Below are 26,028 nucleotides of genomic sequence, written 5' to 3'. Positions count from 1 at the left end.
CGATGACCTTCAGGCCGGCTGCAGATCGTACTGCTTGAGCAGGTCGTACAGCGTCGGCCGGCTGATGCCGAGCAGCTTGGCCGTGTTGGAGATGTTGCCCTCGCTGCGCGCCAGGGCATGGCGAATGACGCGGCGGTCAGCCTGTTCGCGCGCCATCTTGAGGTTAAGCGCCGTCGCGGCCTCTTCTCCGGGATGGTTCAGATCCAGATCCGCGGTGGAAACGAGTTTCTCATCGGCCATGATGACAGCCCGCTTCACGCGGTTTTCCAACTCGCGCACGTTGCCCGGCCAGTGCCAGGCGTCGATCGCGGCAAGCGCATCAGCCGAAAGGCCCCGCACGCGCGTGTTCATCTCCTTGGCGTACCGCGTCAGGAAAGCCTTGGCGAGGAGGATGGCATCACCGGGACGTTCGGCAAGGCTGGGTATGCGCACGACGATCTCGGCCAGACGATAATACAGGTCCTCCCGGAAACGACCCTCGGCAATCATGGCGTCCAGGTTCTGGTGCGTCGCGCAGACGACGCGGGTGTCTACAGGGATAGATTCCCGACTGCCGACACGTTCGATGACCCGCTCCTGAAGGAAGCGCAAAAGCTTGACCTGCAGATGCAGCGGGATGTCGCCTACTTCGTCCAGGAAGAGCGTTCCCCCAGCCGCCTGTTCTATCTTCCCCGGCGTCGTCTTCACCGCCCCGGTAAAGGCGCCCTTCTCATGTCCGAACAGCTCGCTTTCCAGCAGGTTCTCCGGGATCGCGGCGCAATTGATCGCCACGAACCCGCGCTTCGAGCGTGCACTTGCCTCATGAAGTCCGCGTGCCAGAAGCTCCTTTCCGGTGCCGCTCGCGCCGAGCAGCATGACGGAAACATTGGTATTGGCCACCCGCTCGATCGTGCGGGCCACCTTCACCATTTCCGGCGCGGCCGTTATGATGCCGCCCAGAACACGCTCGTCCTTCACCACCCTGCTGGCGAGCCGCCGGTTTTCCTCTTCCAGCCGGTGCAGCTGAAGCGCGCGCCGGACGATGTGGCCAAGCGTCTCGATCTCGATCGGCTTCTGGTAGAAATCGTAGGCACCGCGGGCGATTGCCTGCAGCGCGCTTTCCCGCGCTCCATGGCCAGAGGCGACGATGACTTTGGTATCGGGCTTCAGCGCCATGATCTCATCGAGAATTGCAAAGCCTTCGGTCGTTCCATCGGGATCGGGGGGCAGGCCAAGATCGAGAGTGACGACATCCGGCATTTCCGACCGCAGCAGCGCAATGGCGCTGAGTCGATCGCCGGCAACGAATACCTCGAAGTCTTCATATGCCCATTTGAGCTGCGCCTGGAGCCCGGCGTCGTCCTCGACGACGAGCAATTTGGGCAGAGGATCAGTCATCAGGCCACCTTTTCGGCGTTGTACAGGTAATCTCGGGATGGCGTGGCAAGCGGCAGGCGCACGGTGAAGCGGGAACCCAGACCTTCGCGCGATTCAACCTCAAGCCGCCCCCGCATGGCCTTGACCAGTTCGCGCGCCTCGAAGGCGCCGATGCCGAACCCGCCGGACTTGGTCGAGACGAAAGGCTTGAACAGGCGGTTGCGAACGAAGTCGGCGCTCATCCCGCTGCCGCTGTCGAGCACCTCGAAGTACGCGTCCGCTCCATCGGCGGTGAGTGAAACGATTACCGGCATTCCCGCCTCGCTGGCCTCGACGGCGTTCTGGATCAGGTGCACCAGCACTTGCTCCAGCGGGTGACGGCTCGCCAGGATCGACACCTGGCTGGACGTGCCCGCGACCACTTGCGGGTTGCCCGCGAACCGCTCCATGGCGTGCGCCAGGACCTCGGCCGCATTCACCGGCTCGATCCTGTCGATGGCACCCGACCCGTACCGCGAAAGCCGCGCCAGCAAAGCGTTCAGCTTATCCGACGCGTTGCGCAGAGTGATCAGCATGTCGGCACGAAATGCCGGCTTTTCAGCGTGAAGCTCTGCGTTTCGGGCAAGAAGACTGAACTGACTGGCGAGGTTCTTGATGTCATGCATGACAAAGGCGATGCGCCGGTGGAAGTCCTCGAAGCGTGCAGACTCGGCGAGCGCAAGCTGGCTGGCATTCTCGGACAGATAGCTGGCCACCTGCTGGCCAATCACCCGCAAAAGGTCCAGGTCTTCCCAGTCGAACCCCCGCGCCACCTGTGGGCGGGTGAGCACCACCATGCCCACGAGCCGGTCGAAATGCACGAGCGGGATCAGGGCCCAGGCGCGGGCATCCTCCAGGAGCCACGACGGAACCTCGCACCCGGTCACGCGACCGGCCCGGATATCGTCAAGGTCCGCGATGTACCCAGTCCGTTCGAAATAGGAGACGGCGGAAAGAGGCATCGCAACGCCCGGTACGTCGATTTGCGGCCAGTTCCACCGCCCCGCGAGAGTCATCTCGCCCCCGTCTCCCGGCGCCAGCAGCAGGCCGGAGGAGCAATCAAAAATATCAGCCATAGAACGCACCGCCCGCTCCCCCAGGGGAATGGACTGGTCCGATCCGATCGTGCGGGTGAAGCGCAGCCACTCTTCCCGATAGTCGTACCGGTGCTGGAAGAAGTGCTTCGCCAGCATCACCTTCAGCCAGCCACGGACGCGGCGCGACGGCAGGATGACAAGTGCGCCGGCACTCCCCATGGTGAGGAACACCAGTTCGACAAGCCGCGCGAAGTCACCGCCTGCATAGGAGAGCCACTGGGCCACTGCGACCATGGCGATGAGGTAGACGCCGATCACCAGAAGCGAAAACGTCTGGAAGGTGACCGCCCTTGATGGCCGCAGCCTGAAGTCCACCCGATCTCCGACCGCGCCAAGGACGATGCACGCGGCCAGCGCCGTCGTGGTCAGGCCCCGCAGCGCCGCCAGTTCGCCGGGCCAGGTCCCGGCAAGATAAGCGATGGTGTACAGATTGAGGTCGAACGCCCAGAGGACGGCCAGACCCACCGCCGGCCAGCGTAGCGAGGAGCGGGATTCGCGGGGTGCTCCCGCGTAGAGGTTATGAGCGAGAACCAAGCCTCCTACGGTGATCAGCAGGCGCAACATCACGCCCACTTCGAACCCGGTGGCGACTACCTCTCCCGCGAGTACCAGCCGCGAGAAGCCATAGTCGACGACGAGGTGCAGCATCTCGACGAAGGCAAGGGAAAAGATGACGGAGCGTATCGGCGAAAGGCTGGCGTGCCGCCCGTCGCTGGCGAAGAAACGATAGACGACCAGAAGCCACGCCAGGTTGCGGCCACTTTCCGCCAGCGACGGCAGCAGGTCTGCCACCGGCGATGCTGACGCTAATGAAGCCGCCTCGGTCAGCCGGCACAGGCCCGTCATGAGAAGAGCGAAGATGATCGACAGACCGGCAGCCCCATACCGGTTCCGGCGCGGCAGCAACCAGAAGGCCGCACTCACCAGCGCTATCGCGCCGGTGAGGTCCAGCCCCACGCCAAGGGTGGTGAAGGGGGACGAGCCACTCGTCACCGCGCGCCCTCGCTCCAGAGGATTACGCGCAGGGTCTGAAGAATGATGAGAAAATCCAGAAAAAGCGTATAGTTCTTGGCATAATAGAGGTCGTATTCGAGCTTGTGCCGCGAATCTTCTATGGACGCGCCGTAGGGATAGTTGATCTGCGCCCAGCCGGTGATGCCGGGCTTCACCATGTGCCTTTCGGCGTAATAGCGGAGCTGCTGCTCCAGGTCGGCCACGAACTCCGGACGCTCGGGCCGAGGGCCTACGAAGCTCATCTCGCCTTTAAGGACAGTCCAGGCCTGAGGCAGCTCGTCTATCCGCACCTTGCGAATGAAGCGGCCCATGCGAGTGACGCGCGGATCGTCCTTGGACGCCCACTGCGCGCCCGCAGCCTCGGCATCGACTCGCATGGACCGCAGCTTGATAACATCGAACGGTTCACCGAACCGCCCGACGCGGGGCTGGCGGTAGAAGGCCGGCCCCCGGCTGTCGATCTTCACCAGCAGCGCGAACAGCAGGATCACGGGTGCGCTGACGACCAACAGGATGAGGCTGACGGTGATGTCGAACAGCCGCTTGGCCGCCCCGGAGATGGCCCGGCCTGACGAGAAGCCGTCCGAAAAGATCAGCCAGCTGGGATTGACCGTATCCAGGTCCACGCGGCCGGTCTCGCGTTCCAGGAAGCTGGAGAATTCATTGACGTGAACGCCGGTGGTCTTCACCCTCAGCAGGTCCTTCAGCGGCAGGGCATTTCGCCGCTCCTCCAGCGCGAGGACCACCTCGCTTACGCCCAGATTCTCCACGTAGCGTGTGAGATTGCTGATGGCGCCGCGCGGGATCGCTTCCTCGATCACCGGCACGCCGTCGCTCATCGCGATGTAACCGACGATCGCGAAGCCGCTTTCAGGCCGTTCACCCAGCAGCCGCAAGCGCGCTGCGCGCTCCCCTGCGCCGAGCACCAGCACGCGCCGGCGAAAGGCGCTTGTTCCCAGGAACATGCCCAGGATCAGGCGGTTCCCGATCATCAGGACGACAGCCAGCGCCATCGAATAGGCCAGCGTCGAGCGCCAGAAGGTATGGCCGCTGAGGAGGAAGTCCGCGAAGGAAAGGGCGATGACGCCCAGCGAGATGGCGACCAGAAGACGCGCTGCCGCAAACCGCATGGAACGCAGCGCTTCGGCGCCATAGACGCCGACTGCGACCATCGACATGGAAATGACGGCAGCGAAGGCGAAATGAGGAAGCAGCCGGTCTGCAGCCGGAGCAAGCTCCATCCCGATCTGGCCCGCGCGCAGCCGCCAGGACGTTTCGTTGGCAGCCACGAGCAGCAGGATATCGACCAGCCAGAGCAACACCACAGCATGGGGTATGTAGTGTTTGAACAGCCGAATCATCGTCGCTTGTGCATCCTTCGCGCCCCAAAGGGCGGCTCTGCCGAAGCCATTAGGTTAAAGGCGTAAAATGTCGGTTACCACGATCCACCAGAGCACGTCTTCGAAGCGCTGCGGCCCGAGGAGCGCGCAGCATGGCGGATCGGTAACAAACGGGACGAGAGCCTGCCCCACGGGAAAGCGTCCATCCGCAGCGGGCGAAGAGCAGGCCTACCGCGGCATCAGGCGCAACGCGGTGAGAGTCAGGGCTTTGGCGCCGGACGCGATCACCTTGTCTGCCTGTGGAGCCCAGAAGGGACTGTGTAGCGAAGGCATGGCCGTACCGTTTGCCTTGGCCGCAGCCAGCTTCTGCGGATCCGTTCCCCCGACCCAGAAAATGACCGACTTGATCCTGCCTTCGTCGGCACGGCGGAATTCCCCGAAGTCCTCGCCGCCCATCACCGAGGGCGTGATGACCACCTTGTCGGCTCCCATCTTTGACTTGAGGTCGGCCACGGCTTCTTCGGCGAACTCAGGCGAATTCCATGTGGCCCGGGTATGGGGTTCCTTCACCGTGACTTGCGGCATCCGGTCGTCCGGCATGCCCGAGGCAATCGCCTCCCCCTTTGCCACGCGCGCGATGCCGTCGAGAAGACGCGTCCGCGTCTCGTCCGAGTAGCTGCGCACAGTCAGTTCCAGCTTCGCCTCGTCGGAGATGATGTTGTGCTTGGTTCCCGCGTGGAACGATCCGACGGTCACGACCACCGGGTCCAGCGGGTTGTTCTCCCGGCTGACCAGCGTCTGCAGTTTGGTAACGATGGACGCTGCCAGCACGATGGGATCGCGGGTGGTCTGCGGATAGGCCCCGTGGCCGCCCACCCCCCGTACCAGGAAATCCACGCTGTCGACGTTGGCGAGCGCCCAACCCTTCGCTGCCCCGACCGTCCCGGCGGGCAGTTCGGGCGTATCATGGAACGCCAGAGTGTAATCAGGCTTGGGGAAGCGCGTGTAGAGCCCGTCCTTGAGCATCTCCAATGCACCGAGGCCGATCTCCTCTGCCGGCTGGCCGATCATCACCAGCGTACCGGACCACTCGTCCTTGCGGGCCGCCATGAGCCGCGCGGTTTCGATCCACGCGGTCATGTGCGTGTCGTGACCGCAGGCGTGCATGATACCGCTTTCCACGCCTGCGGTGGAAGTGCCACGCTTGGTCGAAGCGAAGGGCAGGCCCGTCTGCTCGACCACGGGAAGGCCGTCCATGTCCGCCCGGATCAGCACGGTCGGCCCCGCGCCGTTCTTCAGCACGGCCACTACGCCCGTCTTCCCGACCTTTTCCGTGACGGTGAAGCCGACCTTCCGGGCAGCGTCCGCCATGATCCTGGCACTGCGGACTTCCTGAAAACTCAGTTCCGGATTGCTGTGAAGATCGCGGTAGATCTCCAGCAGTCCCGGCATATCCCGGGAGACGGTATCGGCAACGGTTTCGGCGTGAGCGGTCAGCGGAAGGCTCGTCAGGACGAAGGCGGAAGCAAGGAGAATGGCGCGCATCCATCAAGGCTAAGCGAGGCGCCGCCGCCGCGCAATCGGCTTTGAAGGTATGGATCCGATCCGGTGAAGTTTTTCTGATAAGACCCATAGAAACGGCAAATGGACAACGCCTGCCATGGAAGTACAGTCATCTTCGAAGGTTGAGGTTCGCTCGGTCTTCCGCGGCATTTGATGCTTGTCAGCTTGCTCCGCGTCACCAACCGCTAAAGCGCTCGAAGTAAGGCGACCACGCCACCTTCGTGCCTCCTTCGGAGATACGAATGCCAATCTCGACACCACCCATCAGATCACAGGTGCTCCGGGCCAGCCGCCGCTCCGACGGCCGGCTGCCGCATCCGTCATGGCGGGCCGCAACGCGTGAACACAACGAGGATGGCGCCCGCATCCAAACGGCGGACGACTTCTGGTCCCGCCTCGGTCTTTGACGTTGATGACATCGGCGCTCTGGTCCCCGGACCGCCGATGTCACAGCGGATCGAGCCCCAATGACACGGCCTAGGACAGAACGCGGAAAGATGGTGCCCCTGGCCCGACTCGAACGGGCACGCCTTGCGGCAAACGATTTTGAGTCGTTCGCGTCTACCATTCCGCCACAGGGGCACGAAGAGGCGGACGCTTAGACGGCGCTGCGCTCTCGTTCAAGTGTGTTCATGCGTAGGACGACATTTACATGAAGAAAGAGGGTCAGGGCTCTCTCACCCCGCTCTTCGCCACCAAAGCGAAAGGGGCAGGTTTCCCCGCCCCTCCTGCTGAACCGTTCCGGATTTGCAGCGACGGCCGATCAGGCCTTCAGCGCTCCGGCGACGATCTTGTGCAGCCGCGAGTGCAGCACATCGTTGCCTGCCAGGACCTCGGTGTCGCAAATTGGCGAGGAGCGACCCTTCCAGTCCGACACGAAGCCGCCGGCTTCCCGGACCAGAAGGCACCCTGCCGCCGTGTCCCACGGCTTGAGGTCGGCTTCCCAGAACCCTTCGTAGCGGCCCGAAGCGACCCAGGCGAGATCAAGCGCCGCCGACCCGAAGCGGCGAATGCCCGCAACCTGCGGTGCCAGCGCATGGTAGATCTTGGTCCACTGCCCGGCGTCTCCGTGTCCGGCGAAAGGAATGCCGGTAGCGATCAAGCTTTCGTCGAGATGGCGGCGCGAGGATACGCGCAGGCGGCGATCCTGCAGCCACGCCCCGCGTGCCTTTTCAGCCCAGTAGCTCTCGTCCGTGACCGGGTTGTAGATGAGGCCGGCAGTGACTTCACCCCAGCCCTTCCCGTCCAGACGCGGCTCCTGCACGGCGATCGAGATCGCGAAGTGCGGAATGCCGTGCAGGAAGTTCGTCGTGCCGTCGAGCGGATCGACGATGAAGCGCGGCAGCGTCGGGTCGCCTTCGATTTCACCGGCTTCCTCGAACAGGAATCCCCAGTCCGGCCGCGCAGCCCGCAGTTCGTCCCAGATGGTGCGCTCCGAAGCCTGGTCGGCCTTCGAGACGAAGTCCGCCGGGCCCTTGCGGCTGACCTGCAGGTGCTCGATTTCGCCGAAGTCGCGACGCAGCCGGTTGCCGGCCTTGCGTGCGGCCTTTTCGATGACGCGGATAAGACCGGAAATGGCGGCCATGACTTTACTTCACTCCTGTGGGCCGCAGCCAGAGCTGGCCCGATGATGGTGTCAGCGACCCTTGGGCACGCTGCTGGTTGCCGCGTTGCGGGGGTCGCCCTCGAAGCCGCAGACGCTCGTGAGCACGAACAGCACCTGGGCCGGCTTATCCCGGTTCACCTTCCCGGCTGCCTTGGTGAAAACTTCATCCGCCGCCGTCGTGATTTCCTGCAGCGTGTGGCTGTAGAGGCACGCGACGAGGCTGGCCTTCGCCTCTTCCTTCACCTCGTCTGACTGCAAGGCGTTGATCAGGACCTTGAGGTACAACACGGCATGCGCCGATTGCGTTTGCTCCGAAGGTTTGGCCGCAGACGCCTTGGGAGAGGCCTTTTTGGCGGGCGCAGCCAAGGCCGGCGCCGCGCCGGACGCACCGGCCACAAGGCCGAGGCATGCGAGCGAGAGCGCCAGCGCCCTCATCAGTCAGCCTTCTTCACGTAAGTCTTCTCGTAGACGTCCACGATGATGCGCGTGCCGCTTTCAATGTGCGGCGGCACCATCACGCGCACGCCGTTATCGAGCACGGCCGGCTTGTAGCTGGACGAGGCGGTCTGACCCTTCACGACCGCATCGGCTTCCACGATAGTGGCTTCGACCTGCTCGGGAAGCTGGACCGAGATCGGACGCTCTTCCCACATTTCGAGAAGCACCTGCATGCCATCCTGCAGGAACGCGGCAGCGTCACCCAGCAGGTCAGCAGGAAGCGTGATCTGCTCGTAGGTCTCGATGTCCATGAACACCAGATCGTCGCCTTCGGCGTACAGGAACTGGAAATCCTTGGTGTCGAGACGGACGCGCTCGACGGTGTCGGCGCTGCGGAAACGCACGTTGGTCTTGCGGCCATCGATGAGGTTCTTCATCTCGACCTGCATGAAGGCACCGCCCTTGCCGGGCTGGGTGTGCTGCGTCTTGGCGACCTTCCAGATGCCCTTTTCGTATTCAAGAATATTACCTGGACGGATATCGACGCCGCTGATCTTCATGGTGTTGGCCTCAGGATGGGAAAGAGCTTCATCGGAATCGCGGAACCTGGTGCTGGTTGCGCAACCTTCGAAAGGATGCGCCCTTAGACGAGGCAGCGAGGCATGGCAATTGCTTCAAGGCGATGCTAGCTGAATGCCATGAAGCGTGCTGCCAAACCTGCCGTCCTGCTGGCTCTTCTCGCCGGCGCCGTCATTTCCGGCTGCGCGGCGAGCGAGCCGCCGCCGATGGTCCCCGGCGGTCCGATTTCCGCGCTCCCGCTCGGCACCTACACCTGCGAACTTGCGGGCGATGCCGGCGGCCCCGTGAGCAAGCCTCTTCCCGAATACGAATTTCGCGTCACCAACGCCTCGACGTACAAGGCCGGCGGTGTCCGCGGAAGCTATCTCCTGACCGGTGAGCATGTCAGCATGACCGGCGGCAATCTCAGGGGGCTCCGCCTGCACCGGATCTCCTCGAACGTGTTGCGCAAGGTCGAGGAAGACGGAACGGACGGCGAGATGCGGTGCGTGCGCAGTTCGCACCACTGACGCCACTCCTCCCCCAGTCTTCATCGCCAGCGCGGTTTGCCCCGAGACCCGCGCCCCGGTAGCTCCCGTAGACCATTCGGGAGCGGACCTATGGACTTTCAGCTGCGGGAAAAAGTGGCGATCGTCACCGGCGCGACGGCCAACATCGGGCGTGCCATCGCGCTGGACCTGGCAAGCGAAGGCGCGATCCCCATCCTCGTCGGTCGCGACGGAGCGGCCGGAGCCAGGCTGGAGGCAGACTGCAGGGTCCGCGGCGCACCCGAAACGCTGTTCATCGCCGCCGACATGCTCGACCCTGCCTCACCGGCACGGGTGCTCCGGGCCGCCGAATCGTTCGGGCCCGTCGCCATTCTGATCAACAATGTCGGCGGCAACGTCGATCAGGGTCTTTTCGTCGAATCCGACCCGTCGAAGTGGATGGCCGACGTGGATCTCAATTTCGGCACCGTCCTGCGCATGACACACGCGGTGCTGCCGGGGATGATCGCCGGCAGGCACGGAGCCATCGTCAACATCGGCTCCACCGCCGCCCTCGTCGGGGACTACATGCTCCCGGTCTATTCGGCAGCGAAGGGCGCCGTGCACAGCTTCACGATCGCACTGGCCAAGGAAGTCGGCGCACACGGCATCCGCGTGAACGCCGTTGCGCCTTACGCTACCATCCCGACCGATGCGGCCAGCCTGAGTACCGGAAGCCGCTTCCATCCGGAAACCGGCGTGTTCTCTAGAGGAATGGGGAACCTCACCGAAGACGAACGCGCCCTCCGGCAGCGCCGCACCTTCACGGGCAGCCCGTTCGCCCGACCGGAGGAGATCGCCGCCATGGCCGTGTTCCTGGCCTCTTCCCGGGCAAGTTTCATAACCGGGCAGGTCTACTCCGTGGACGGCGGCGCCCTGCTCTAGACGACGACGGAAGGGGATGAACATGACGATTGATCAGGCGGCGCTGCAAACGCTGGTGGACAAGGACGCCATCCGCGAGTTGGTGCTTCTCTACTCGCGCGCGATCGACCGGCAGGACATCGCGCTCCTGCGCGATCTCTACACCGATGACGCGACGGACACCCACGGTGACAGCTTTGATGGCCCGGCGCCCGCTTACTGCCACTTTATCGAAGGATCGTTCCCGTACATGCCCTATTCGGGACATCACGTGTGCAATCACCTGATCGCGGTCGATGGAAATGTCGCCAACGGTGAGGTCTACGCCCTGGCCTATCACCTGATCCCGACGCGGGACGGCGGCCGGGAAGAGGATTTCATGGCCGTGCGCTACATCGACAACTACCGACGGTGCGGGGATGGTCGCTGGCGGTTCTCCAAGCGCGTGGTGACATACGACCTCAAGCTGAGGCGACCGTTCACGGGTGGCGGCGATCTGGGACAGGGCGAGCGCGATCCCAGCTATGCCGAGTGCCTTCTGCCCCTCTTCCGCCGCGGCGCCCGCAGCTGAGGACATTTCTTCCGGCCATTCGTGCAGCCTTTTGGCGACTGACTCATTGCTAGGCCCGACAGGGGCGCGTCCGCCCCTTGGAGGACATTGATGCCAGCACGTTTGAAGGTCGGCATTCTCAACGACATGGCTGATCTTTCAGCGCTGGACGATGACGTTCCCGTGCCGGGCGACATTACCGGCTGGATCGAACGCGAGGTCGCTGCCGTCCAGTCCGCCGGCCGTCTGAACGCGGAAGTAGAGTTTATTCACGCTTACGCGCTCGGTCTGCCTACAGGGACGGCGGAAGCGGTCGAACAGGCGTACAGACAGTTGGCGGAAAGTGGCGTCAGTCTCATCGTGGGACCGGCCATCGGGGACAACGCCCTCGTCGCCACGCCCCTTGCGGAGCAACTGCGTGTGCCCACGATCAACTGGGCTGGCGCTGAGCGTGCGCGCGGGCGCTGGATGTTCCACCACCAGGTGGGCAGCCACGAGGACGAGTCGATCGTCATGGCCCGCCACATTGCCCGGCTGGGCTGTACACAGCTGGCCGTCGTCCATGACCTTTCACCCATCGGTACACGCCACCTCAAGTTCCTCGAACTGGAGGCGAAGGCTCTCGGCATGGAGATCGTTGCGGAGGCCGGCATCTCCCCTCTCGCGGACGATGCCGAGGCCGTCATCTCCACGCTGCTGCCGTCCCGGCCGGGGGCCGTGGTCTACCTCGGCCTCGGACTTTCGGCTCCCGCTGTGGCGCGCGCACTCGGGAAAGCGGGCTGGGATGGTCCGAGAATCATGAACACGGCCGGCCTGCGCGGCTACCACGGCACCTTTGCGGAAGCATGCGACGGCTGGTTCTACATCGACATGCACTCGGACGCGAACCTGACGCTGCGCGAGGTGATGGAACGGCTCCGCGCGTCCCCCCGTCAGGCCCTTTCCGTGGCCCGAGGGCACGACATCGGCCGACTGATAGCCGAAGCGCTCGCCCGCTCCAGCGACTTCACGCGGGAGGGCGTGAGGCTCGGACTGGAGCAGGTCAAATGGTTGCCCGCCGCTGAAGGGCATGAAGGTACCCTTCTCGGCTTCGGCGTCCATGACCGCGGTGCGCTGCACGGGCGCTACCTCGTGGTGCGCCAGTGGCTGTCGGGCGAAACCCGCGAGGTCGCCTAGCCGAAGCTCAGGCGCCGACGAGCCCGCGAATGGCGCTCTCGAAAAGGCCGCGGCCGTCCGTACCGCCATGCGTCGTCTCGACCGCACGCTCCGGGTGCGGCATCATGCCGAGCACATTGCCCGTGTCATTGAGCACGCCCGCGATCGCACGGGCCGAGCCGTTGACCTCCTCGGCATAGCGGAACGCCACGCGCCCCTCCCCTTCGAGACGGTTGAGCGTTTCCTCGTCCGCGAAGTAGTTGCCGTCGTGGTGGGCAACGGGAATGCGCAGGACCTGGCCCGCTTCATAGCCCGACGTGAACAGCGACTGGGCGTTGACCACCTCGAGCCCCACTTCGCGGCAGACGAAGTTAAGCCCCGCGTTGCGGAGCAAGGCGCCGGGCAGCAATCCGCTCTCGGTCAGGACCTGGAACCCGTTGCAGACGCCAAGGACAGGAACGCCTTTTCCGGCAGCGGCGATGACAGCCTGCATGATCGGCGAACGCGAGGCGATCGCGCCGCAGCGCAGGTAATCGCCGTAAGAGAAACCACCCGGGACCGCGATGAAGTCCAGCCCGGCCGGCAATTCGCTGTCGCCATGCCATACGCGGTGCGGGGCCGTGCCCGCAACCTTCTCCAGCGCCACCGCCATGTCGCGGTCGCAGTTCGATCCGGGGAAGGTGATGACGGCGGAGTTGAAGGGCATCAGGCGGCCACCTTCTCGATACGGTAGTTCTCGATCACCATGTTGGCGAGGAGCTTGCGGCACATGTCGTCCAGCGCCTCGTCGGTAACGCTGTCCTCGACGTCGAGTTCGAACAGCCGTCCGGCGCGAACATCGTTCACGCCCGAGAAGCCCAGGCCCTCCAGCGAGTGATGGATCGCGCGGCCCTGCGGATCGAGGACGCCGGGCTTGAGGCTGACGTGGACGCGGATTTTCATCTCGGGGCCTTTCGGTGGAGGGCAGGCAGATTCGTTGGAAGCGCCTATGGCTGTTCGGCGCCGCCGGGGCAAGGTTGAACGCGAAGCGGGGACCTGCCAACGACGACCCTCGAATCTGGAGTTCCCCCATGTCCATTTCCTTCAAAGATCAGGTCGCAATCGTCACTGGCGCCGGCCAGGGCCTCGGCCGTGCCTACGCACTCGAACTTGCCCGGCGGGGCGCGCGGGTCGTGGTCAACGACCCCGGTCCGGCGCGGGACGGTTCCGGCCACTCCGATGCAGCGGCGTCGGTGGTGGAGGAGATCCGGCAAGCTGGCGGCGAAGGAATGGCCGATGCCGGGGATGTCTCGCAATACGACCAGATGGAAGCGATGGTCGCACGGGCGAAGGAGGCCTGGGGCGGTGTCCACGTGCTGGTGAACAACGCCGGCGTCCTGCGGGACCGCACCTTCGCCAGAATGGACCCTGCCGACTTCGAGTTCGTCGTCCGCGTGAATCTTCTCGGAAGCGCCTTTGCCACCAAGGCCGCCTGGGAGACGATGCGGGAGCAGAACTACGGCCGCATCCTCATGACTTCCTCCTCCACCGGGCTTGGCGGCAACTTCGGGCAGGCCAACTACGGCGCGGCCAAGGCCGGTGTCTGGGGTCTGGCGCGGACCCTGCGGCTGGAAGGCGCCAAGTACGGCATCCGGGTGAACACACTCATGCCTACCGCCGGAACCCGGATGACCGCAGACATCTTCCCGGAAGACGCGTACCGCGCGTTCAACCCCGCCAAGGTCGTCCCCGCCGCCATTTTCCTCGTGTCGAAAGACGCTCCGACGGACGCGGTTCTGGCCGCCGGCGGCGGGCTTTTCCAGCGGGCGTGGGTCACGATGAACGATGGCCTCCTGCTGCCGGGCGATGCGCCGACGGCAGAAGATGTGGCCGCTGCCTGGCAGGAAATCAGCGAGCGAGAGCCGGACCACCCGTTCGACACCGGCATGGATCAGGCGCACAACGCGCTTTCCGTTCTAGCCAAAGCCCGGGAGCAATCGTGATGGAAGCCGAACGGGCCGGCGCCGAACGGATGGCTAATCCTCGACAACCTTGAGGAGCTTGCGTTCAAGCGGGCTCAGCACGTTGGAAAGCTCATGACCGCGCTTGAGGATCTGCCCCATCTCGCCAAAGAGCGTCCACATGCCCTGCCGGCTGCGCAGTGACGGACGCTTTTCGATGCGGGCCTGCGGTCGCTCCGCAGCGCGACGGAACGCACTGAAGCTGGCCGCCTCCCGGGCGAAGTCCATGGCGTAGTCGCGCCAGATACCCGCCGCGACCATTCGGCCATAAAGATCGAGAATGCGCTGCAGTTCGAGCCGGTCGAAACCCACCTGCAGCGTCTGATTACCCGGAAACGCCACGACGGTGCCGGAAGTGCCGCCGGAGGAAATGCCGCCTGTCGCCATTCAGGCCATCACCAACGCTCGTTCTCGCGCGCGGTCTGCGAGCCGTCCGACCTGGCGGCCAGAAGTTCCTCCACCTGCGCCCGCAAGCTGGCGACCTGCCGTTCCAGATCCTCTACCCGCTGGGTGCCGCCAGTCGGCTCGCACGGCTCCTTGCATGGCGTGCCGTAAGGCATGAACTCCTTCGCCCAGGTCTCCGCCTTGACGAGAGTGGACCGGGCCTTGAGGCCGATCATCGTGGCCCCTTCCGGCACGTCTTCGGTCACGACGGCGCTAGCGCCGATCCGCGCCCGGCGACCGATGGTCACGGGACCGATGATCTGCGCCCCCGATCCCACGATCACGTTGTCGAGCAAGGTCGGGTGACGCTTGCCGCCGACACCGTTCGTCGGGTTTGAGCCACCAAGCGTAACGCACTGATAGATCGTGACATTGTCCCCGATCACAGCCGTTTCGCCAATGACGGTGAACCCGTGATCGATAAAGAAGTTTTTTCCGATCTGCGCGCCGGGGTGAATATCAATCGCGGTGAGGAACCGCGACAGGTGATTCACCAGGCGGGCGAGGAAAAACAGGTCCGCCATGAAGAGGGCGTGGGCCACGCGGTGCCAGAAAAGCGCCCAGACGCCCGGGTAAAGCAGGACTTCCCAGCGCGAACGCGGCGCCGGATCGCGCGCGACGACAGCATCAAGGTAGCGGACAATCTTACGCAGCATTGCCCGAAACTCCCATCGATTGAACCGCTTTGCAACGGCTCGCGTTGAACTCCCGCTTCTCGGACTCAGGCCGCAAAACAGCCGTCATCCCTGCAACGGGTTGCCCGCCCTGGTTTCATCCAGCGCCTCGCGCAGGATGGCCAGAGTGGGTGGTGATTTGCGCTCGAGACTCAACCGGTCAATGGCAGCAACGAGCTCTTCGACGCCCACATGGCTACGGGTACAACGTCCCGCAAGATATTGCGTTGCCGAATGATCAAGAACGAGGCCGCGCATTTCGGCGTGAACCTCCATCAAAGCGATCAGCATCGCGTCGTCGGGTTCGCTCAATGTCAGGTCAAGGGCGGCGCCGAGGCGCGAGGACAGATCCGGAAGCTGGACCCGCCAGCACTTCGCGTCGCTTTCCCCTACGCCGGGAACGAACGGCCTGTTCGAGACGAGCAGCAGCGGCCGCCCGTCCTCCTGCGCGCGGTTCCAGCGATGGAAGAGTTCGTCCTGCGGCATGTCCTGCGCATCGTCCACGGCATTCCCGGCACCCGATTCAACAAACCACCGCGCCAGGAGAGACTTGCCGGATCGGGGTGGTCCAGACAGGATCGCTGTGTGGAACGGCCACTTGTCCGCTTCCATGAGCGCGTCGATGACAGGCGCATTGGCGTCGCCGACGACAATGCGCGGCGGGCTGTCGCTCGCGGCGGACAGTGGGAGAGCGATCTGCCTCATCGGGAAGCCTAGCGACTGATCCTCAGGGCGGAACCGCCGCCCGAAACCTTCCAGCCCTGCGCCCGCAACGCGGCGGCAAGGCGTTCACCGCCACCGACCATCATGACCCGCATCACGGAAGTTCCGCCGATCGCAAGGCTGACCGCTGCGGCCCCTTGCGCGCCGGGTACGCCGCGAACCGCAGCCAGAGCGCTGTCGACCGACGCGGCATCCGGGCTCGCGAACTGGACCGACACGGCCTCCGCGATAACGGGCGCCGCGCTTTCGGTCTGCTCCGTCGCCGGCTGCGGGGCAGCGGCAGGCGGGCTGACGTCGCCCTTCGGCATGAGCTTTTCGCGCAGTTCGGCAAAGGCACGGTCCAGCGCCACGCCGCCCGCATTGATGGACGGATCGGGATCCAGAGCACCGGAGGACAAGGCGTCGCGGTACATGCCATCGACGCGGACCACGGCCTGCTCGAGCATGCGCGGGAGTTCTTCCTCGGTCGCCGCCTGCATGGTGAAGCTGCCGAGAAACGTGTTGTCGGGCCCATGGCGCGCCGTAAACGTGGCCTTGATGGGACCGCCCGGCCATTGCCGCTCAAGGCGCGCGACCGGCATCACCACGTCCGAGGCATTGAACTGCCCGAGAACGCTTCGCCACCAAAGGCGGCTGCGCCGGGACGCCTGCCCTGCGGTCAGAATCAGCGATTCGCCGCCCGAGCCGGTTGGTCGCACATAGTCGACGGGGCTGGAGGAGGCCTGGAACTCCGCCCAGGCGCGTTGCCACGGGCCGCGAACCTCGAACACCTGCCGCACACCACCGGAATCCAGGACGGGTATCAGCAGCAGGGGCGCTGACCGCGGACCGGTTCCGGCTCCTGCCCCGACGTATTGTCCTGCCTTCGCCTTGTCGAAGATGACCCCCACCGTCGCGATGTACCGCTTTGGCCCGATCTGCTCCCGCCCGATAACGACGGAAGAGACCATCGCATCGATCGATTCGATTGGCATGTCCGGCCCGCCGAGCTTCTTCCAGGCTTCCTTCTGAGCCTGTTTCCAGCCCGCGATGCGCGCCTCAGCGCCCGTCTTGGCCGTTACATCCACCGTGATGCCGTTGACCTGGATGTCCTGAGAGTTGGCGAGCGGCGCTATGCCGCGATCACCCTCGATCTGCGCGAGGATCTGGCCCCCGGTTATGGCGCCGACGGCAAGGCACGCAGCCCCGCACCACCAGAGCGCAGCCTTGCCCGCAGACCTCTTCAAGGCCAGGCCCATGCGGGCAGGCCGCGGGTTTTTTGATGAGATTGTGATCGCCATTGTCGAAACCGCTGGCCTTTTGCCTAAACGAAGATGGAAATCCAAGCCACAAACGGCTACGCGGCCGCAATGTCCGACGATAACTCCCCCAAGAGCTATAGCTACGAGCAGGCCGGCGTCTCCATCGCGGCCGGAAACGCGCTGGTGAAAGCCATTGCCCCGCTCGCCAGGTCCACCGCGCGTCCGGGTGCCGACGCGGAGCTGGGAGGCTTTGGCGGCTTCTTCGATCCGCGCGCTGCTGGCTACAAGGATCCGCTGCTCGTCGCCGCAAACGACGGGGTGGGCACCAAGGTCAAACTGGCCATCGATCATGACCGTCATGACCGCATCGGCATCGACCTTGTCGCCATGTGCGTGAACGACCTCATCGTGCAGGGCGCCGAGCCGCTTTTCTTCCTTGACTACTTCGCGACCGGCAAGCTGGAGAATGGCGTAGCCGAGCGGGTCGTGGCGGGCATCGCCGAAGGGTGCCGGATCTCCGGCTGCGCTCTCATCGGCGGCGAGACCGCCGAGATGCCGGGCATGTATGCCGCTGGCGACTATGACCTTGCCGGCTTCTGCGTGGGCGCCGTTGAACGCGGCGAGCAGCTTACCGGCGACAAGGTTGCCGCAGGCGACGTGCTGCTGGGCCTTGCCTCCTCAGGCGTCCACTCCAACGGCTACTCGCTCGTCCGCCGGCTTGCAGAGGACAAGGGCTGGAAGCTCGACCGCCCATCCCTGTTCGACCAGGACACCCTGCTGATCGACGCGCTGATCGCGCCGACCCGCATCTACGTGAAAAGCCTCCTGCCCTTCATCCGGACCGGCCGCATCCATGCCCTTGCCCATATCACCGGCGGCGGCCTGCTTGAAAACATTCCGCGCGTCCTGCCCAAGGGCCTTCATGCCCGCATCGATGCCGATGCCTGGCCCCAGCCGCGACTGATGGCCTTCCTGCAGGCGCAGGGGCACATCGAACCTGCCGAGATGGCGCGCACCTTCAACTGCGGCATCGGCATGGTGCTGGCCGTGGCGGCCGACGAGGCAGCGGCCCTCAAGACCGAGCTTGAAGCGGCCGGCGAAACGGTCTTCGTGATCGGCGCCATCGAACCGGGCGACAAGGGCTGCACCGTGCAGGGATCGGCGGAAGCCTGGTCGGCACGTGAGCAGTGGGAGGCGGTCCACCTTGGCTAAGGCCAGAGTCGCCGTTCTGATCTCGGGGAGCGGCACCAACATGGCTGCCCTCCTCTACGCCAGCCGCGCGAACGACTGCCCTTACGAGATCGTTTTGGTCGCAGCCAACGACCCTGATGCGAAGGGCCTGCGCCTGGCGCAGGCCGAGGGGGTGGAGACCTTCGCCCTCAGCCACAAGGGCATGAAGCGCGCCGAGCATGACGCCGCGATGGACGCGGCCATTCGTGCTGCAGGGGCCGAGTGGGTCGCTCTCGCCGGCTACATGCGCATCCTCACCGGCCAGTTCGTGGCGAAGTGGGAAGGCCGGATGGTGAACATCCACCCCTCTCTCCTGCCCAAGTACACTGGGCTCCACACGCACGAACGGGCGATCGAGGCGGGGGACAGCCATGGCGGCGTCACCGTCCACCTTGTGACCGCCGAACTCGACGACGGTCCCATCCTCGGCCAGACGCAAGTTGCCATCATGCCGGACGACACGGCGGACCGTCTGGCGGCTCGCGTGCTGATCGCGGAGCACCAGCTCTATTCACGGTGCCTCGCCAGGCTCGTCACGCAGGCGACGCCGGGGGCCTAGACCCGCAGCGGACGGTTGGCCGTGCCTCCTCAGATCTGCTCGTAATCGACCATCGGCCGGCTCTCGCGCGTGCCGCGATACCGCTTGTCCGGGTCCTGAGGATCTCCGGCGATCAGCACGTAATCCTCATGAACTTCGACGAGCGTGCCAACGAAGGGAAAACCTTCGAGGCTGCCGTTCACGCGGTAGCTTACCGTGTCCCCGACCTTGAAGCTCTTTTCATCGAAGTTGAATTCGAAGGGACAGGCCTCTCCTGTCTCACCCATGCCTTGCATAGCGCGTCTCCTATCGCGCAGACGCTACAGCAGCGAGACAGGCTCGATCAAATCGAAACTGCGAGCCGTCAAGCGCCATGCCGATATGGGCGAAATCAGCGCGTTTCCACTTCGGCGGCGTAGGCCTGCATCGCTCCGCCGGACGCCACCGCCTTCGTGCTGGCGACGTGCGACATCAGGACCGCCGCAAGGAACGACACGGATGCCGCTGCCAGAATTGTCTTTGCCATCCTACCCTCCAGAATCGCCTTGGTAGCGTTCAAGAACGGGATAAGACCGTGATTGGAATCAGACAAAGAAAAAGGCCGCCAGAACCGGCGGCCTTCGTCTTTCTTAACGAAAATTAACCGTCTTCTTAGCCGACGATCTCTTCCGGCTTGAAGAAGTACGCGATCTCGATGGCCGCGTTCTCGTCGGAGTCCGAACCGTGAACCGAATTGGCTTCGATGGATTCGGCCAGCTCCTTGCGGATCGTGCCTGCATCGGCGTTCTCGGGGTTGGTCGCGCCCATGATGTCGCGGTTGCGCTTCACGGCGTCTTCGCCTTCAAGCACCTGAACGACCACCGGACCCGAGATCATGAACGAAACGAGGTCGTTGAAGAACGGGCGTTCGGCGTGAACGGCGTAGAAGCCTTCAGCCTGTTCCTTCGTCATCTGGATGCGCTTCGAAGCGACAACCCGCAGGCCGGCTTCTTCAAGCATCTTCGTGACGGCGCCGGTCAGGTTACGGCGGGTGGCGTCGGGCTTGATGATCGAGAAGGTGCGAGTGACCGCCATGGGGTGTTCCTTGCGAATGTAAGCGTGATTGTTGCGCGCGCCCCTAGCCGGGATTTGCGGCAGTCGCAAGGCTATCCGGCCTGCACCCAGCGGCCGTTCTCCTGCTTCCAGTAGAAGTGCTCGACACCCTCTCGGGCGCGCAGGTCCCTCCAGACCTGACGGGCATGCTGGACGGTATTTTCGTCGAACATGAAGAAGGTGCGCGCGAACGTAGCCTCCCCTTCCCGCCAGCGGCCATCGGCCAGAGCCAGAAAAGTGGCGTCATTCACGGGCGCCACGTTCTCCGACAGGAGGATGGGCTGGCGCTCATCCTCCCCCTCGCCCGAATGACCGTTCGCCAGGAACGTCTCGGGCCCGAGCGACCATAGGCTGCGCGATATGCGTTCCCGCTGGTCGCGGTCTGCGGAAACGACGAGCAGCCGCCCGCCGTCCGCCAGCACCTTGCGTGCGATCAGGGGAAGCGCCGCTTCGACAGGGTCGCGGCTGAGCTGGTAGAAGTCCACGCGCATCAGCCGCGTTCCTCCGCTCAGGCTTCCAGCGTATCGCGCACGAAGCGATCAAGCAGGCGCACGCCGAAGCCCGTGGCGCCCTTGTCCCAGGTCGCCCCTGCCTTGTCGGTCCAGACAGTGCCGGCGATGTCGAGATGCGCCCAGGGCGTATCGTTCTCGATGAAGCGCTGCAGGAACTGCGCCGCAGTGATCGAGCCGCCGAAGCGCGGACCGACATTCTTCATATCGGCAATCGGGCTGTCGATCATCTTGTCGTAAGCCGGACCCATCGGCATGCGCCACAGACGCTCGCCCGAGGCATCGCCGGCTGCGTTGAGGGCTGCTGCCAGATCGTCGTTGTTGGAGAACAAGCCGGCATATTCGTGCGAGAGGCTGAGGATGATCGCACCCGTCAGCGTTGCCAGGTCGACGATCTTGGCCGGAGCGTACTCACGCTGTACCCAGGTCAGGGCGTCACAGAGCACCAGGCGACCCTCGGCGTCCGTGTTGATCACCTCGATCGTCTGGCCCGACAGCGAGGTGACGACGTCACCCGGACGCTGGGCGTTGCCGTCGGGCATGTTCTCGACGAGACCGCACACGCCGATGATGTTCGCATTGGCCTTGCGCAGCGCCAGTGCGAGCATGGTCCCGGCGACGGCACCGGCGCCGCCCATGTCCCACTTCATGTCTTCCATGCCGGCGGCAGGCTTGATCGAGATACCGCCGGTGTCGAAGCAGACACCCTTGCCGACGAAGGCCACGGGCTTGGCACCCTCTTCGCCGCCCAGCCACTCCATGACCAGCAGGCGGGCCGGCTTGACCGACCCCTGCGCCACGCCAAGCAGCGAGCCCATGCCAAGCTCCGCCATCTCCTTCTCGTCGAGAACGCGAATCGTGAGACCGGAAGATTCCATGCGCGCCTTGCAGCGCTCCACGAAGCTTTCCGGATAGATGATGTTCGCAGGCTCGGTCACCAGTTCGCGCGTGAATGCCACGCCCTGGGCGATGGCCTGCTCGATCTCCCACACCGCCTCGGTGCCGTCTGGCGCGCCCACGAGTGCGATTTGCGCGAGAGAGGGCTTCGCGTCATCCGCCAGCTTGGTGCGGTATACGTCATGACGCCAGGAGCGCAGAACCGCGCCGAGCAACGCACCGGCCGCTTCCTCGGCCGAAAGACCCGCGCCCGTCACATCGAGCACGAGTGCGGTCTCTCCGCTCGTCAGGTACTTCGCGACGACCGCGGCGCCTGCCCGTTCGATCGCGCTCTTGCGATCCTTCGCGGACGGCTCGCCCAAACCGGCGAGCGCAACGCGGACCACCTTACCCCCGCGATCGACGAAGCTTTCGAATATCTGCCCTGCCTTGCCGGTGAAGCGAGCCCGGCGGGCCCCCTCGGCAAGAACGGGCTCCAGGTCGGCAGGCACGGCGTCCTGGTTGACGAGGCGTGCAGCGACGGTGGCTCCGTTGAGGGCATTCGGCCCTTCAGCCGCGCCAAGGAACTGGATCTTCATGGATTCTCCTGGATTTCCCCGATGAAACGCTGAACTTTTGCGCTTCACCGCATGACTGGATTGCAGTTAGGCACAGGCGATGCGATAGGCAACCCATGCTCCCAGCCGCGCAGCCCAACCTGCAAGCCCGTTTTCCCCTTTCGGACCGCTGCTTGCCTTCCCTTCCCCTCTGTGCACTGGCGATGGGAATTTCTGCTTTCGTTCTGCCCCATGCAGCGTTTGCACAGGACGTCGCGCGGCCCGTCGATGCAGCACCGATCGAAGGTGCGCCCCCCGCTCCGCCTCCTTCGACCGGTGACACCGAACCGGTCGCATTCGAAGCGGACGACGTGCAGTACGAGCAGGACAGCGAGGTCGTCACCGCAAGCGGCAACGTCGTTCTACGACGGCGGGACGACCAGGGCCGCGTCCAGTCGGTTCGGGCAGACACTGTCCGCTGGGACCGGGACAGCGGCAGGATCGTCGCGGACGGCAACGTGCGCATGGTCGACGACGACGGCAACCAGCTCTACACCGAACAGGTCGAGCTTACCGACGAGTTAAAGACGGGGATGATGGAGAACCTCCTTCTCGTACTGCGCGAAGGAGGCCGCCTCGCGGCGCTCAAAGGGGAACGCATCCCCAACGGGGACGTCATCCTTACCCGTGCCGCCTATACCGGGTGCGACGTGGTCGATGACGATGGTTGCCCCAAGAACCCCAGCTGGCGCGTCGTTGCAAAGCAGGTCATTTATTCGGACGCTGACAAGCGGGTTCGCTTCAAGGGAGCCCGGATCGAGCTGTTCGGACTGGTGCAGCTTCCGCTGCTCGGCCTCACGGTTAGCACCGACGGCCATGCGGTGTCCGGCTTCCTTATGCCCGACATCAAGTCGAGCCCGTCGAACGGGTTTGAAGTCGCTCAGGCGTACTACTGGAAGATAGCGGAAAACCGGGACCTCACCGGGACGTTCTCCGTGTTCACCGAGGCGGCGCCCATGGGGCGCCTGGAGTACCGGGCCCTTACGGAAAATGGGGCCTACCAGATCACCGGCTACGCCACCGCAAGCCAGAAGATACCGATCTCGGACGGGCGCGAGGATGTCGATGGCCAACGTGCGTTTCGTGGCTACATCTTTGCGAACGGCCGCTTTCAGCTCAATGACAACTGGAGCGTGACCGGATCGATCCGCCGCGCCACGGACCGCACTTTCCTGCGCCGCTACGACATCAACCGCGATGACCGGCTGCGCTCCATGGTCGAGTTGGAGCGGATCGATCAGGACAGCTACTTCTCCCTTGCCGGCTATGCGACGCAGACGCTTGTCGCGGATCGCAAGCAGGGCTTGATTCCGATCGCCTTGCCGGTTGTCGAATACCGCCGCCGGCTCGAGGATCCGCTGCTGGGTGGACGGTTCGAACTGCGGGCAAATTCGCTCGCGATCACCCGCCCGGACGGGCAGGATACGCAGCGCGCCTTCGCCTACGGTGAGTGGTCACTACGCCGCCTGACCGGAATGGGCCAGGAAATCACCCTCACCGGCCTCGTGCGCGGAGACGTCTATCATTCGCGGCAGAACGAACTGACGAGCGAGGATCTCTACCGCGGCATGTCCGGGTGGCAGGGCCGCGGCGTGGCGACGGCCGCTATCGACGTGAAGTGGCCCCTGGTCGGCCAGGCATTCGGCGGGACCCAGGTGCTCACCCCACGCGTACAGCTGGTTGCCAGCCCGAAGATCCGAAACCTCGACATTCCCAATGAAGATTCCCGCGCCATCGAACTCGATACCGGCAATCTTTTCGCCATCAACCGCTTCCCCGGCTACGATCGGATCGAAGACGGCGTGCGCTTCACCTATGGACTCGACTGGCAGTTCGAGCGCTCGCGCTGGCGCATCAAGACGACGGTTGGCCAGTCGGTCCGGCTGAACAACCGCGCCACGGTCCTGCCGGACGGCACGGGGCTGGCGAACAAGACGTCCGACATCGTCGGGCGCACTGAAATCCGATACCGCGACTTCATCAACTTCATCCACCGCTTCCGCGTGGACAAGGACACGTTCGCCGTGCGCCGCAACGAGTTCGACGCGGTCATCGGCAATACCCGCACATATCTCGAGGTCGGCTACACCAAGCTGAACCGGGACATCTCAGTCGACATCGAGGATCTGCAGGATCGCGAGGAGCTGCGCGCCGCCGGTCGCCTGGCCTTCGCGCGCTACTGGTCCGTGTTCGGCTCCGCCGTGGTCAACATGACCGACAGGCAGGAAGACCCCCTCAACGGCTCCGATGGTTTCCAGCCTCTCCGGACGCGCATCGGCGCGGCCTACGAGGACGACTGTATCCAGCTTTCGCTGACGTGGCGCCGCGACTACGTGGCGTTAGGGGACGTGCGCCGCGGCGATTCGTTCCAGCTTGGTTTCACGCTTAAGAACATCGGCGGGGGGTGACGCCCTGCCGTTTGATTTCGGACCATTGGCACTGCCGGCCAAAGCCGCTATCGGGTGTGCTCATTTTCGGTTAAGCCGCCGCGCGGCAAGTGCGACGTACTATGCGGCAGACAGCTTCGGTGAAGCGCTGCCGCGGATGAACCGGCTTACGGCCGGTCAGAAACGGGATTGATATCACGGTGCAAGCAGTCAATCGCAGCAGATTCCTGAAGCGCGCATTTCAATGTTTCGGCAGCCTCGTCGCCGTGTCCGCCGCCCTCGGCGCCGCGCAGGGCGTGTCTGCGCAGTCGGCCCCCCAGGGCCAGATCGTGATTCCCGACAATGTGAAGATCTTCGGGGACGACAACCCGAACATGCGCCGCGCGACGGCGGTAGTTAATGGCGACGTGATCACCGGTACGGACGTCGACCAGCGTCTGGCGCTGATCGTCGCGGCCAACCAGGGCAAGATTGACGCCGAGGAAATGAAGCGTCTGCGCCTGCAGATCTTGCGCAACCTGATCGACGAAACGCTGCAGATCCAGGAAGCCAAGGCTGCCGACGTGTCCGTGGAAGACGCCGAGGTGAACCAGTCCTACGCGCGCGTCGCACAGCAGAACTTCGGCCAGAACACCGCCGCGATGGACGCGTACCTCAAGCGCGTGGGCTCCTCGCCCGAATCGCTCAAGCGCCAGATCAGGGGCGAACTGTCGTGGCAGCGACTGCTCCAGCGTAACGTTCAACCCTTCATCAACGTCTCCGACGATGAAGTGAACGACGTGCTCGCCCGCCTGAAGGCGGCCAAGGGTACGGACGAATACCGCCTGGGCGAGATCTATCTCGCCGCCACGCCCGAAACGCGTGAGCAGGTGTACAAGAACGCCAGCCAGATCGTCCAGCAACTGCGGCAGGGCGGCAGCTTCGTCGCCTACGCACGCCAGTATTCGCAGGCAAGCACGGCGTCCGTCGGTGGCGATCTGGGCTGGGTCCGCCTGGCACAGCTTCCCGCCGAGCTCCAGACCGTCGCGCGTGACCTGGACACCGGTCAGCTCGCCGGTCCGATCGAAGTCCCCGGCGGCTTCGACATTCTTTACCTCATCGACAAGCGGCAAGTTCTGACGGCCGACCCCCGCGACGCGATCCTCTCGCTCAAGCAGATCTCGCTTCCCTTCCCCAAAGGCGTCAGCGAGGCGGAAGCAAGCCGGCGCGCCGAGGCATTCGCCAAGGCGATGAAGGCGGCCAAGGGCTGCGGCGATGTCGACGGCGTTGCCAAGACCCTCGGAGCACAGGTCGTGACCAACGACCAGGTCAAGGCCCGCGACCTTCCGGGCCAGCTTCAGAACGCGGTCCTGCAGCTTTCCCCCGGTGAAACCCTGCCGCCCTTCGGCTCGCTTGAGGACGGCGTGCGCATCCTCATGCTGTGCGGCCGCGACGACGCGCAGTCCGAAAGCGGACCCAGCTTCGAACAGTTGCAGGCACAGCTCGAGGACGATCGCGTGAACAAACGCGCGCAGACGTACCTGCGCGATCTGCGTCGTGACGCAGTCATCGAATACAACTGAGATCGGG

The 26,028-nt window shown here is 64.5% G+C and carries 26 protein-coding genes, 1 tRNA gene and 1 pseudogene; 9 read left to right on the top strand and 19 right to left on the bottom strand.

Annotated elements, in window-relative coordinates; genetic code table 11:
• Nucleotides 1-9 precede the first annotated feature (9 nt).
• The 8 genes from prsR to efp form a co-directional block, all read right to left on the bottom strand.
• Nucleotides 10-1,377: a PEP-CTERM-box response regulator transcription factor gene (prsR, locus tag QOL62_RS03165; RefSeq protein ID WP_283405148.1), complete on the bottom strand. Its 1,368-nt coding sequence runs from the start codon at nucleotides 1,375-1,377 to the stop codon at nucleotides 10-12.
• Complete coding sequence (gene prsK, locus QOL62_RS03160) at nucleotides 1,377-3,485, bottom strand: XrtA/PEP-CTERM system histidine kinase PrsK (protein WP_283405147.1); 2,109 nt, start codon at nucleotides 3,483-3,485, stop codon at nucleotides 1,377-1,379. The genes prsR and prsK overlap by 1 nt, the downstream gene beginning before the upstream one ends.
• Nucleotides 3,482-4,867, bottom strand: coding sequence for a TIGR03013 family XrtA/PEP-CTERM system glycosyltransferase (locus QOL62_RS03155; protein WP_103728889.1), 1,386 nt, complete (start codon nucleotides 4,865-4,867; stop codon nucleotides 3,482-3,484). Before QOL62_RS03155 ends, prsK begins: the two co-directional genes overlap by 4 nt.
• Before the next feature lie 207 nt (nucleotides 4,868-5,074).
• Nucleotides 5,075-6,391: an amidohydrolase gene (locus QOL62_RS03150; RefSeq protein WP_283405146.1), complete on the bottom strand. Its 1,317-nt coding sequence runs from the start codon at nucleotides 6,389-6,391 to the stop codon at nucleotides 5,075-5,077.
• Between the two features lie 516 nt (nucleotides 6,392-6,907).
• A tRNA-Leu gene (locus QOL62_RS03145) sits at nucleotides 6,908-6,991 on the bottom strand.
• Nucleotides 6,992-7,172: 181 nt separating this feature from the next.
• Nucleotides 7,173-7,994 (bottom strand): inositol monophosphatase family protein, encoded by an 822-nt coding sequence (locus tag QOL62_RS03140; protein ID WP_103728887.1) that lies wholly within the window; start codon nucleotides 7,992-7,994, stop codon nucleotides 7,173-7,175.
• Nucleotides 7,995-8,045: 51 nt separating this feature from the next.
• Nucleotides 8,046-8,450 carry a hypothetical protein gene (locus QOL62_RS03135; protein WP_103728886.1) on the bottom strand — a complete coding sequence of 135 codons (405 nt, stop codon included), beginning with the start codon at nucleotides 8,448-8,450 and terminating at the stop codon, nucleotides 8,046-8,048.
• Entirely contained in the window at nucleotides 8,450-9,013 is a 564-nt protein-coding gene (gene efp, locus QOL62_RS03130) for an elongation factor P (RefSeq protein ID WP_103095827.1), read from the bottom strand. Before efp ends, QOL62_RS03135 begins: the two co-directional genes overlap by 1 nt.
• A gap of 138 nt (nucleotides 9,014-9,151) precedes the next feature.
• Here efp and QOL62_RS03125 point away from each other — a divergent pair, with 138 nt between their 5' ends.
• From QOL62_RS03125 to QOL62_RS03110, 4 genes are all read left to right on the top strand, one after another.
• Nucleotides 9,152-9,541: a hypothetical protein gene (locus tag QOL62_RS03125; RefSeq protein WP_283405145.1), complete on the top strand. Its 390-nt coding sequence runs from the start codon at nucleotides 9,152-9,154 to the stop codon at nucleotides 9,539-9,541.
• Between the two features lie 90 nt (nucleotides 9,542-9,631).
• A complete protein-coding gene (locus tag QOL62_RS03120) occupies nucleotides 9,632-10,444 on the top strand; it encodes an SDR family NAD(P)-dependent oxidoreductase (protein WP_283405144.1) in 813 nt (270 codons plus the stop codon).
• 22 nt (nucleotides 10,445-10,466) lie between these two features.
• Nucleotides 10,467-10,994 (top strand): nuclear transport factor 2 family protein, encoded by a 528-nt coding sequence (locus tag QOL62_RS03115; RefSeq protein ID WP_103728897.1) that lies wholly within the window; start codon nucleotides 10,467-10,469, stop codon nucleotides 10,992-10,994.
• A gap of 90 nt (nucleotides 10,995-11,084) precedes the next feature.
• Nucleotides 11,085-12,149, top strand: coding sequence for an ABC transporter substrate-binding protein (locus tag QOL62_RS03110; protein ID WP_103728883.1), 1,065 nt, complete (start codon nucleotides 11,085-11,087; stop codon nucleotides 12,147-12,149).
• Nucleotides 12,150-12,156: 7 nt separating this feature from the next.
• Here QOL62_RS03110 and purQ read toward each other — a convergent pair whose 3' ends face one another.
• Together purQ and purS are read right to left on the bottom strand one after the other, a co-directional pair.
• Nucleotides 12,157-12,834: a phosphoribosylformylglycinamidine synthase subunit PurQ gene (purQ, locus tag QOL62_RS03105; RefSeq protein WP_103728882.1), complete on the bottom strand. Its 678-nt coding sequence runs from the start codon at nucleotides 12,832-12,834 to the stop codon at nucleotides 12,157-12,159.
• Nucleotides 12,834-13,070 (bottom strand): phosphoribosylformylglycinamidine synthase subunit PurS, encoded by a 237-nt coding sequence (gene purS / locus QOL62_RS03100; RefSeq protein WP_103728881.1) that lies wholly within the window; start codon nucleotides 13,068-13,070, stop codon nucleotides 12,834-12,836. The genes purQ and purS overlap by 1 nt, the downstream gene beginning before the upstream one ends.
• 128 nt (nucleotides 13,071-13,198) lie before the next feature.
• On the opposite strand from purS, the gene QOL62_RS03095 reads away from it, so the two are divergent.
• Complete coding sequence (locus tag QOL62_RS03095; protein ID WP_283405143.1) at nucleotides 13,199-14,110, top strand: SDR family NAD(P)-dependent oxidoreductase; 912 nt, start codon at nucleotides 13,199-13,201, stop codon at nucleotides 14,108-14,110.
• 33 nt (nucleotides 14,111-14,143) lie between these two features.
• Here QOL62_RS03095 and QOL62_RS03090 read toward each other — a convergent pair whose 3' ends face one another.
• The 4 genes from QOL62_RS03090 to QOL62_RS03075 form a co-directional block, all read right to left on the bottom strand.
• Complete coding sequence (locus tag QOL62_RS03090) at nucleotides 14,144-14,515, bottom strand: DUF2794 domain-containing protein (protein ID WP_103728879.1); 372 nt, start codon at nucleotides 14,513-14,515, stop codon at nucleotides 14,144-14,146.
• Nucleotides 14,516-14,523: 8 nt separating this feature from the next.
• Nucleotides 14,524-15,228 carry a serine O-acetyltransferase EpsC gene (gene epsC, locus QOL62_RS03085; RefSeq protein WP_103728878.1) on the bottom strand — a complete coding sequence of 235 codons (705 nt, stop codon included), beginning with the start codon at nucleotides 15,226-15,228 and terminating at the stop codon, nucleotides 14,524-14,526.
• A gap of 84 nt (nucleotides 15,229-15,312) precedes the next feature.
• Entirely contained in the window at nucleotides 15,313-15,951 is a 639-nt protein-coding gene (locus tag QOL62_RS03080) for a P-loop NTPase family protein (protein WP_103728877.1), read from the bottom strand.
• 8 nt (nucleotides 15,952-15,959) lie between these two features.
• A complete protein-coding gene (locus QOL62_RS03075) occupies nucleotides 15,960-17,249 on the bottom strand; it encodes a heavy-metal-associated domain-containing protein (protein WP_283405142.1) in 1,290 nt (429 codons plus the stop codon).
• Between the two features lie 69 nt (nucleotides 17,250-17,318).
• Between QOL62_RS03075 and purM the strand changes: the two genes are divergently transcribed.
• The gene (gene purM, locus QOL62_RS03070; protein WP_283405141.1) at nucleotides 17,319-18,422 is read left to right on the top strand and encodes a phosphoribosylformylglycinamidine cyclo-ligase; all 1,104 of its coding nucleotides are present in this window, start codon (nucleotides 17,319-17,321) and stop codon (nucleotides 18,420-18,422) included.
• A pseudogene (gene purN / locus QOL62_RS03065) lies at nucleotides 18,415-18,981 on the top strand (phosphoribosylglycinamide formyltransferase); the annotation flags it as partial. The gene purM and the pseudogene purN, both read left to right, overlap by 8 nt.
• Nucleotides 18,982-19,028: 47 nt before the next feature.
• Here purN and QOL62_RS03060 read toward each other — a convergent pair.
• The 5 genes from QOL62_RS03060 to QOL62_RS03040 all read right to left on the bottom strand — a co-directional run bounded on the left by QOL62_RS03060 (nucleotide 19,029) and on the right by QOL62_RS03040 (nucleotide 22,054).
• Nucleotides 19,029-19,274, bottom strand: a complete 246-nt coding sequence (locus QOL62_RS03060) for a hypothetical protein (RefSeq protein WP_103728874.1) — start codon at nucleotides 19,272-19,274, stop codon at nucleotides 19,029-19,031.
• 95 nt (nucleotides 19,275-19,369) lie between these two features.
• Nucleotides 19,370-19,504, bottom strand: a complete 135-nt coding sequence (locus QOL62_RS03055) for a hypothetical protein (protein ID WP_283405140.1) — start codon at nucleotides 19,502-19,504, stop codon at nucleotides 19,370-19,372.
• 125 nt (nucleotides 19,505-19,629) lie between these two features.
• Nucleotides 19,630-20,052, bottom strand: a complete 423-nt coding sequence (gene ndk, locus QOL62_RS03050; protein WP_103728873.1) for a nucleoside-diphosphate kinase — start codon at nucleotides 20,050-20,052, stop codon at nucleotides 19,630-19,632.
• A gap of 71 nt (nucleotides 20,053-20,123) precedes the next feature.
• Nucleotides 20,124-20,561, bottom strand: coding sequence for a DNA polymerase III subunit chi (locus QOL62_RS03045; RefSeq protein ID WP_103728872.1), 438 nt, complete (start codon nucleotides 20,559-20,561; stop codon nucleotides 20,124-20,126).
• Between the two features lie 17 nt (nucleotides 20,562-20,578).
• Nucleotides 20,579-22,054, bottom strand: coding sequence for a leucyl aminopeptidase (locus tag QOL62_RS03040; RefSeq protein ID WP_283405139.1), 1,476 nt, complete (start codon nucleotides 22,052-22,054; stop codon nucleotides 20,579-20,581).
• A gap of 95 nt (nucleotides 22,055-22,149) precedes the next feature.
• Here QOL62_RS03040 and QOL62_RS03035 point away from each other — a divergent pair, with 95 nt between their 5' ends.
• Nucleotides 22,150-24,480, top strand: coding sequence for an LPS-assembly protein LptD (locus QOL62_RS03035; protein WP_283405138.1), 2,331 nt, complete (start codon nucleotides 22,150-22,152; stop codon nucleotides 24,478-24,480).
• A gap of 179 nt (nucleotides 24,481-24,659) precedes the next feature.
• Nucleotides 24,660-26,021 (top strand): peptidylprolyl isomerase, encoded by a 1,362-nt coding sequence (locus tag QOL62_RS03030; RefSeq protein ID WP_103728869.1) that lies wholly within the window; start codon nucleotides 24,660-24,662, stop codon nucleotides 26,019-26,021.
• Nucleotides 26,022-26,028 lie beyond the last annotated feature (7 nt).

Origin of the sequence: Novosphingobium panipatense, assembly GCF_900182875.1 — a bacterium.
Taxonomy (GTDB): domain Bacteria; phylum Pseudomonadota; class Alphaproteobacteria; order Sphingomonadales; family Sphingomonadaceae; genus Novosphingobium; species Novosphingobium panipatense.
The sequence above is the reverse complement of the archived record's forward strand: the minus strand, read 5'-3'. Positions and strand labels throughout refer to the sequence as shown.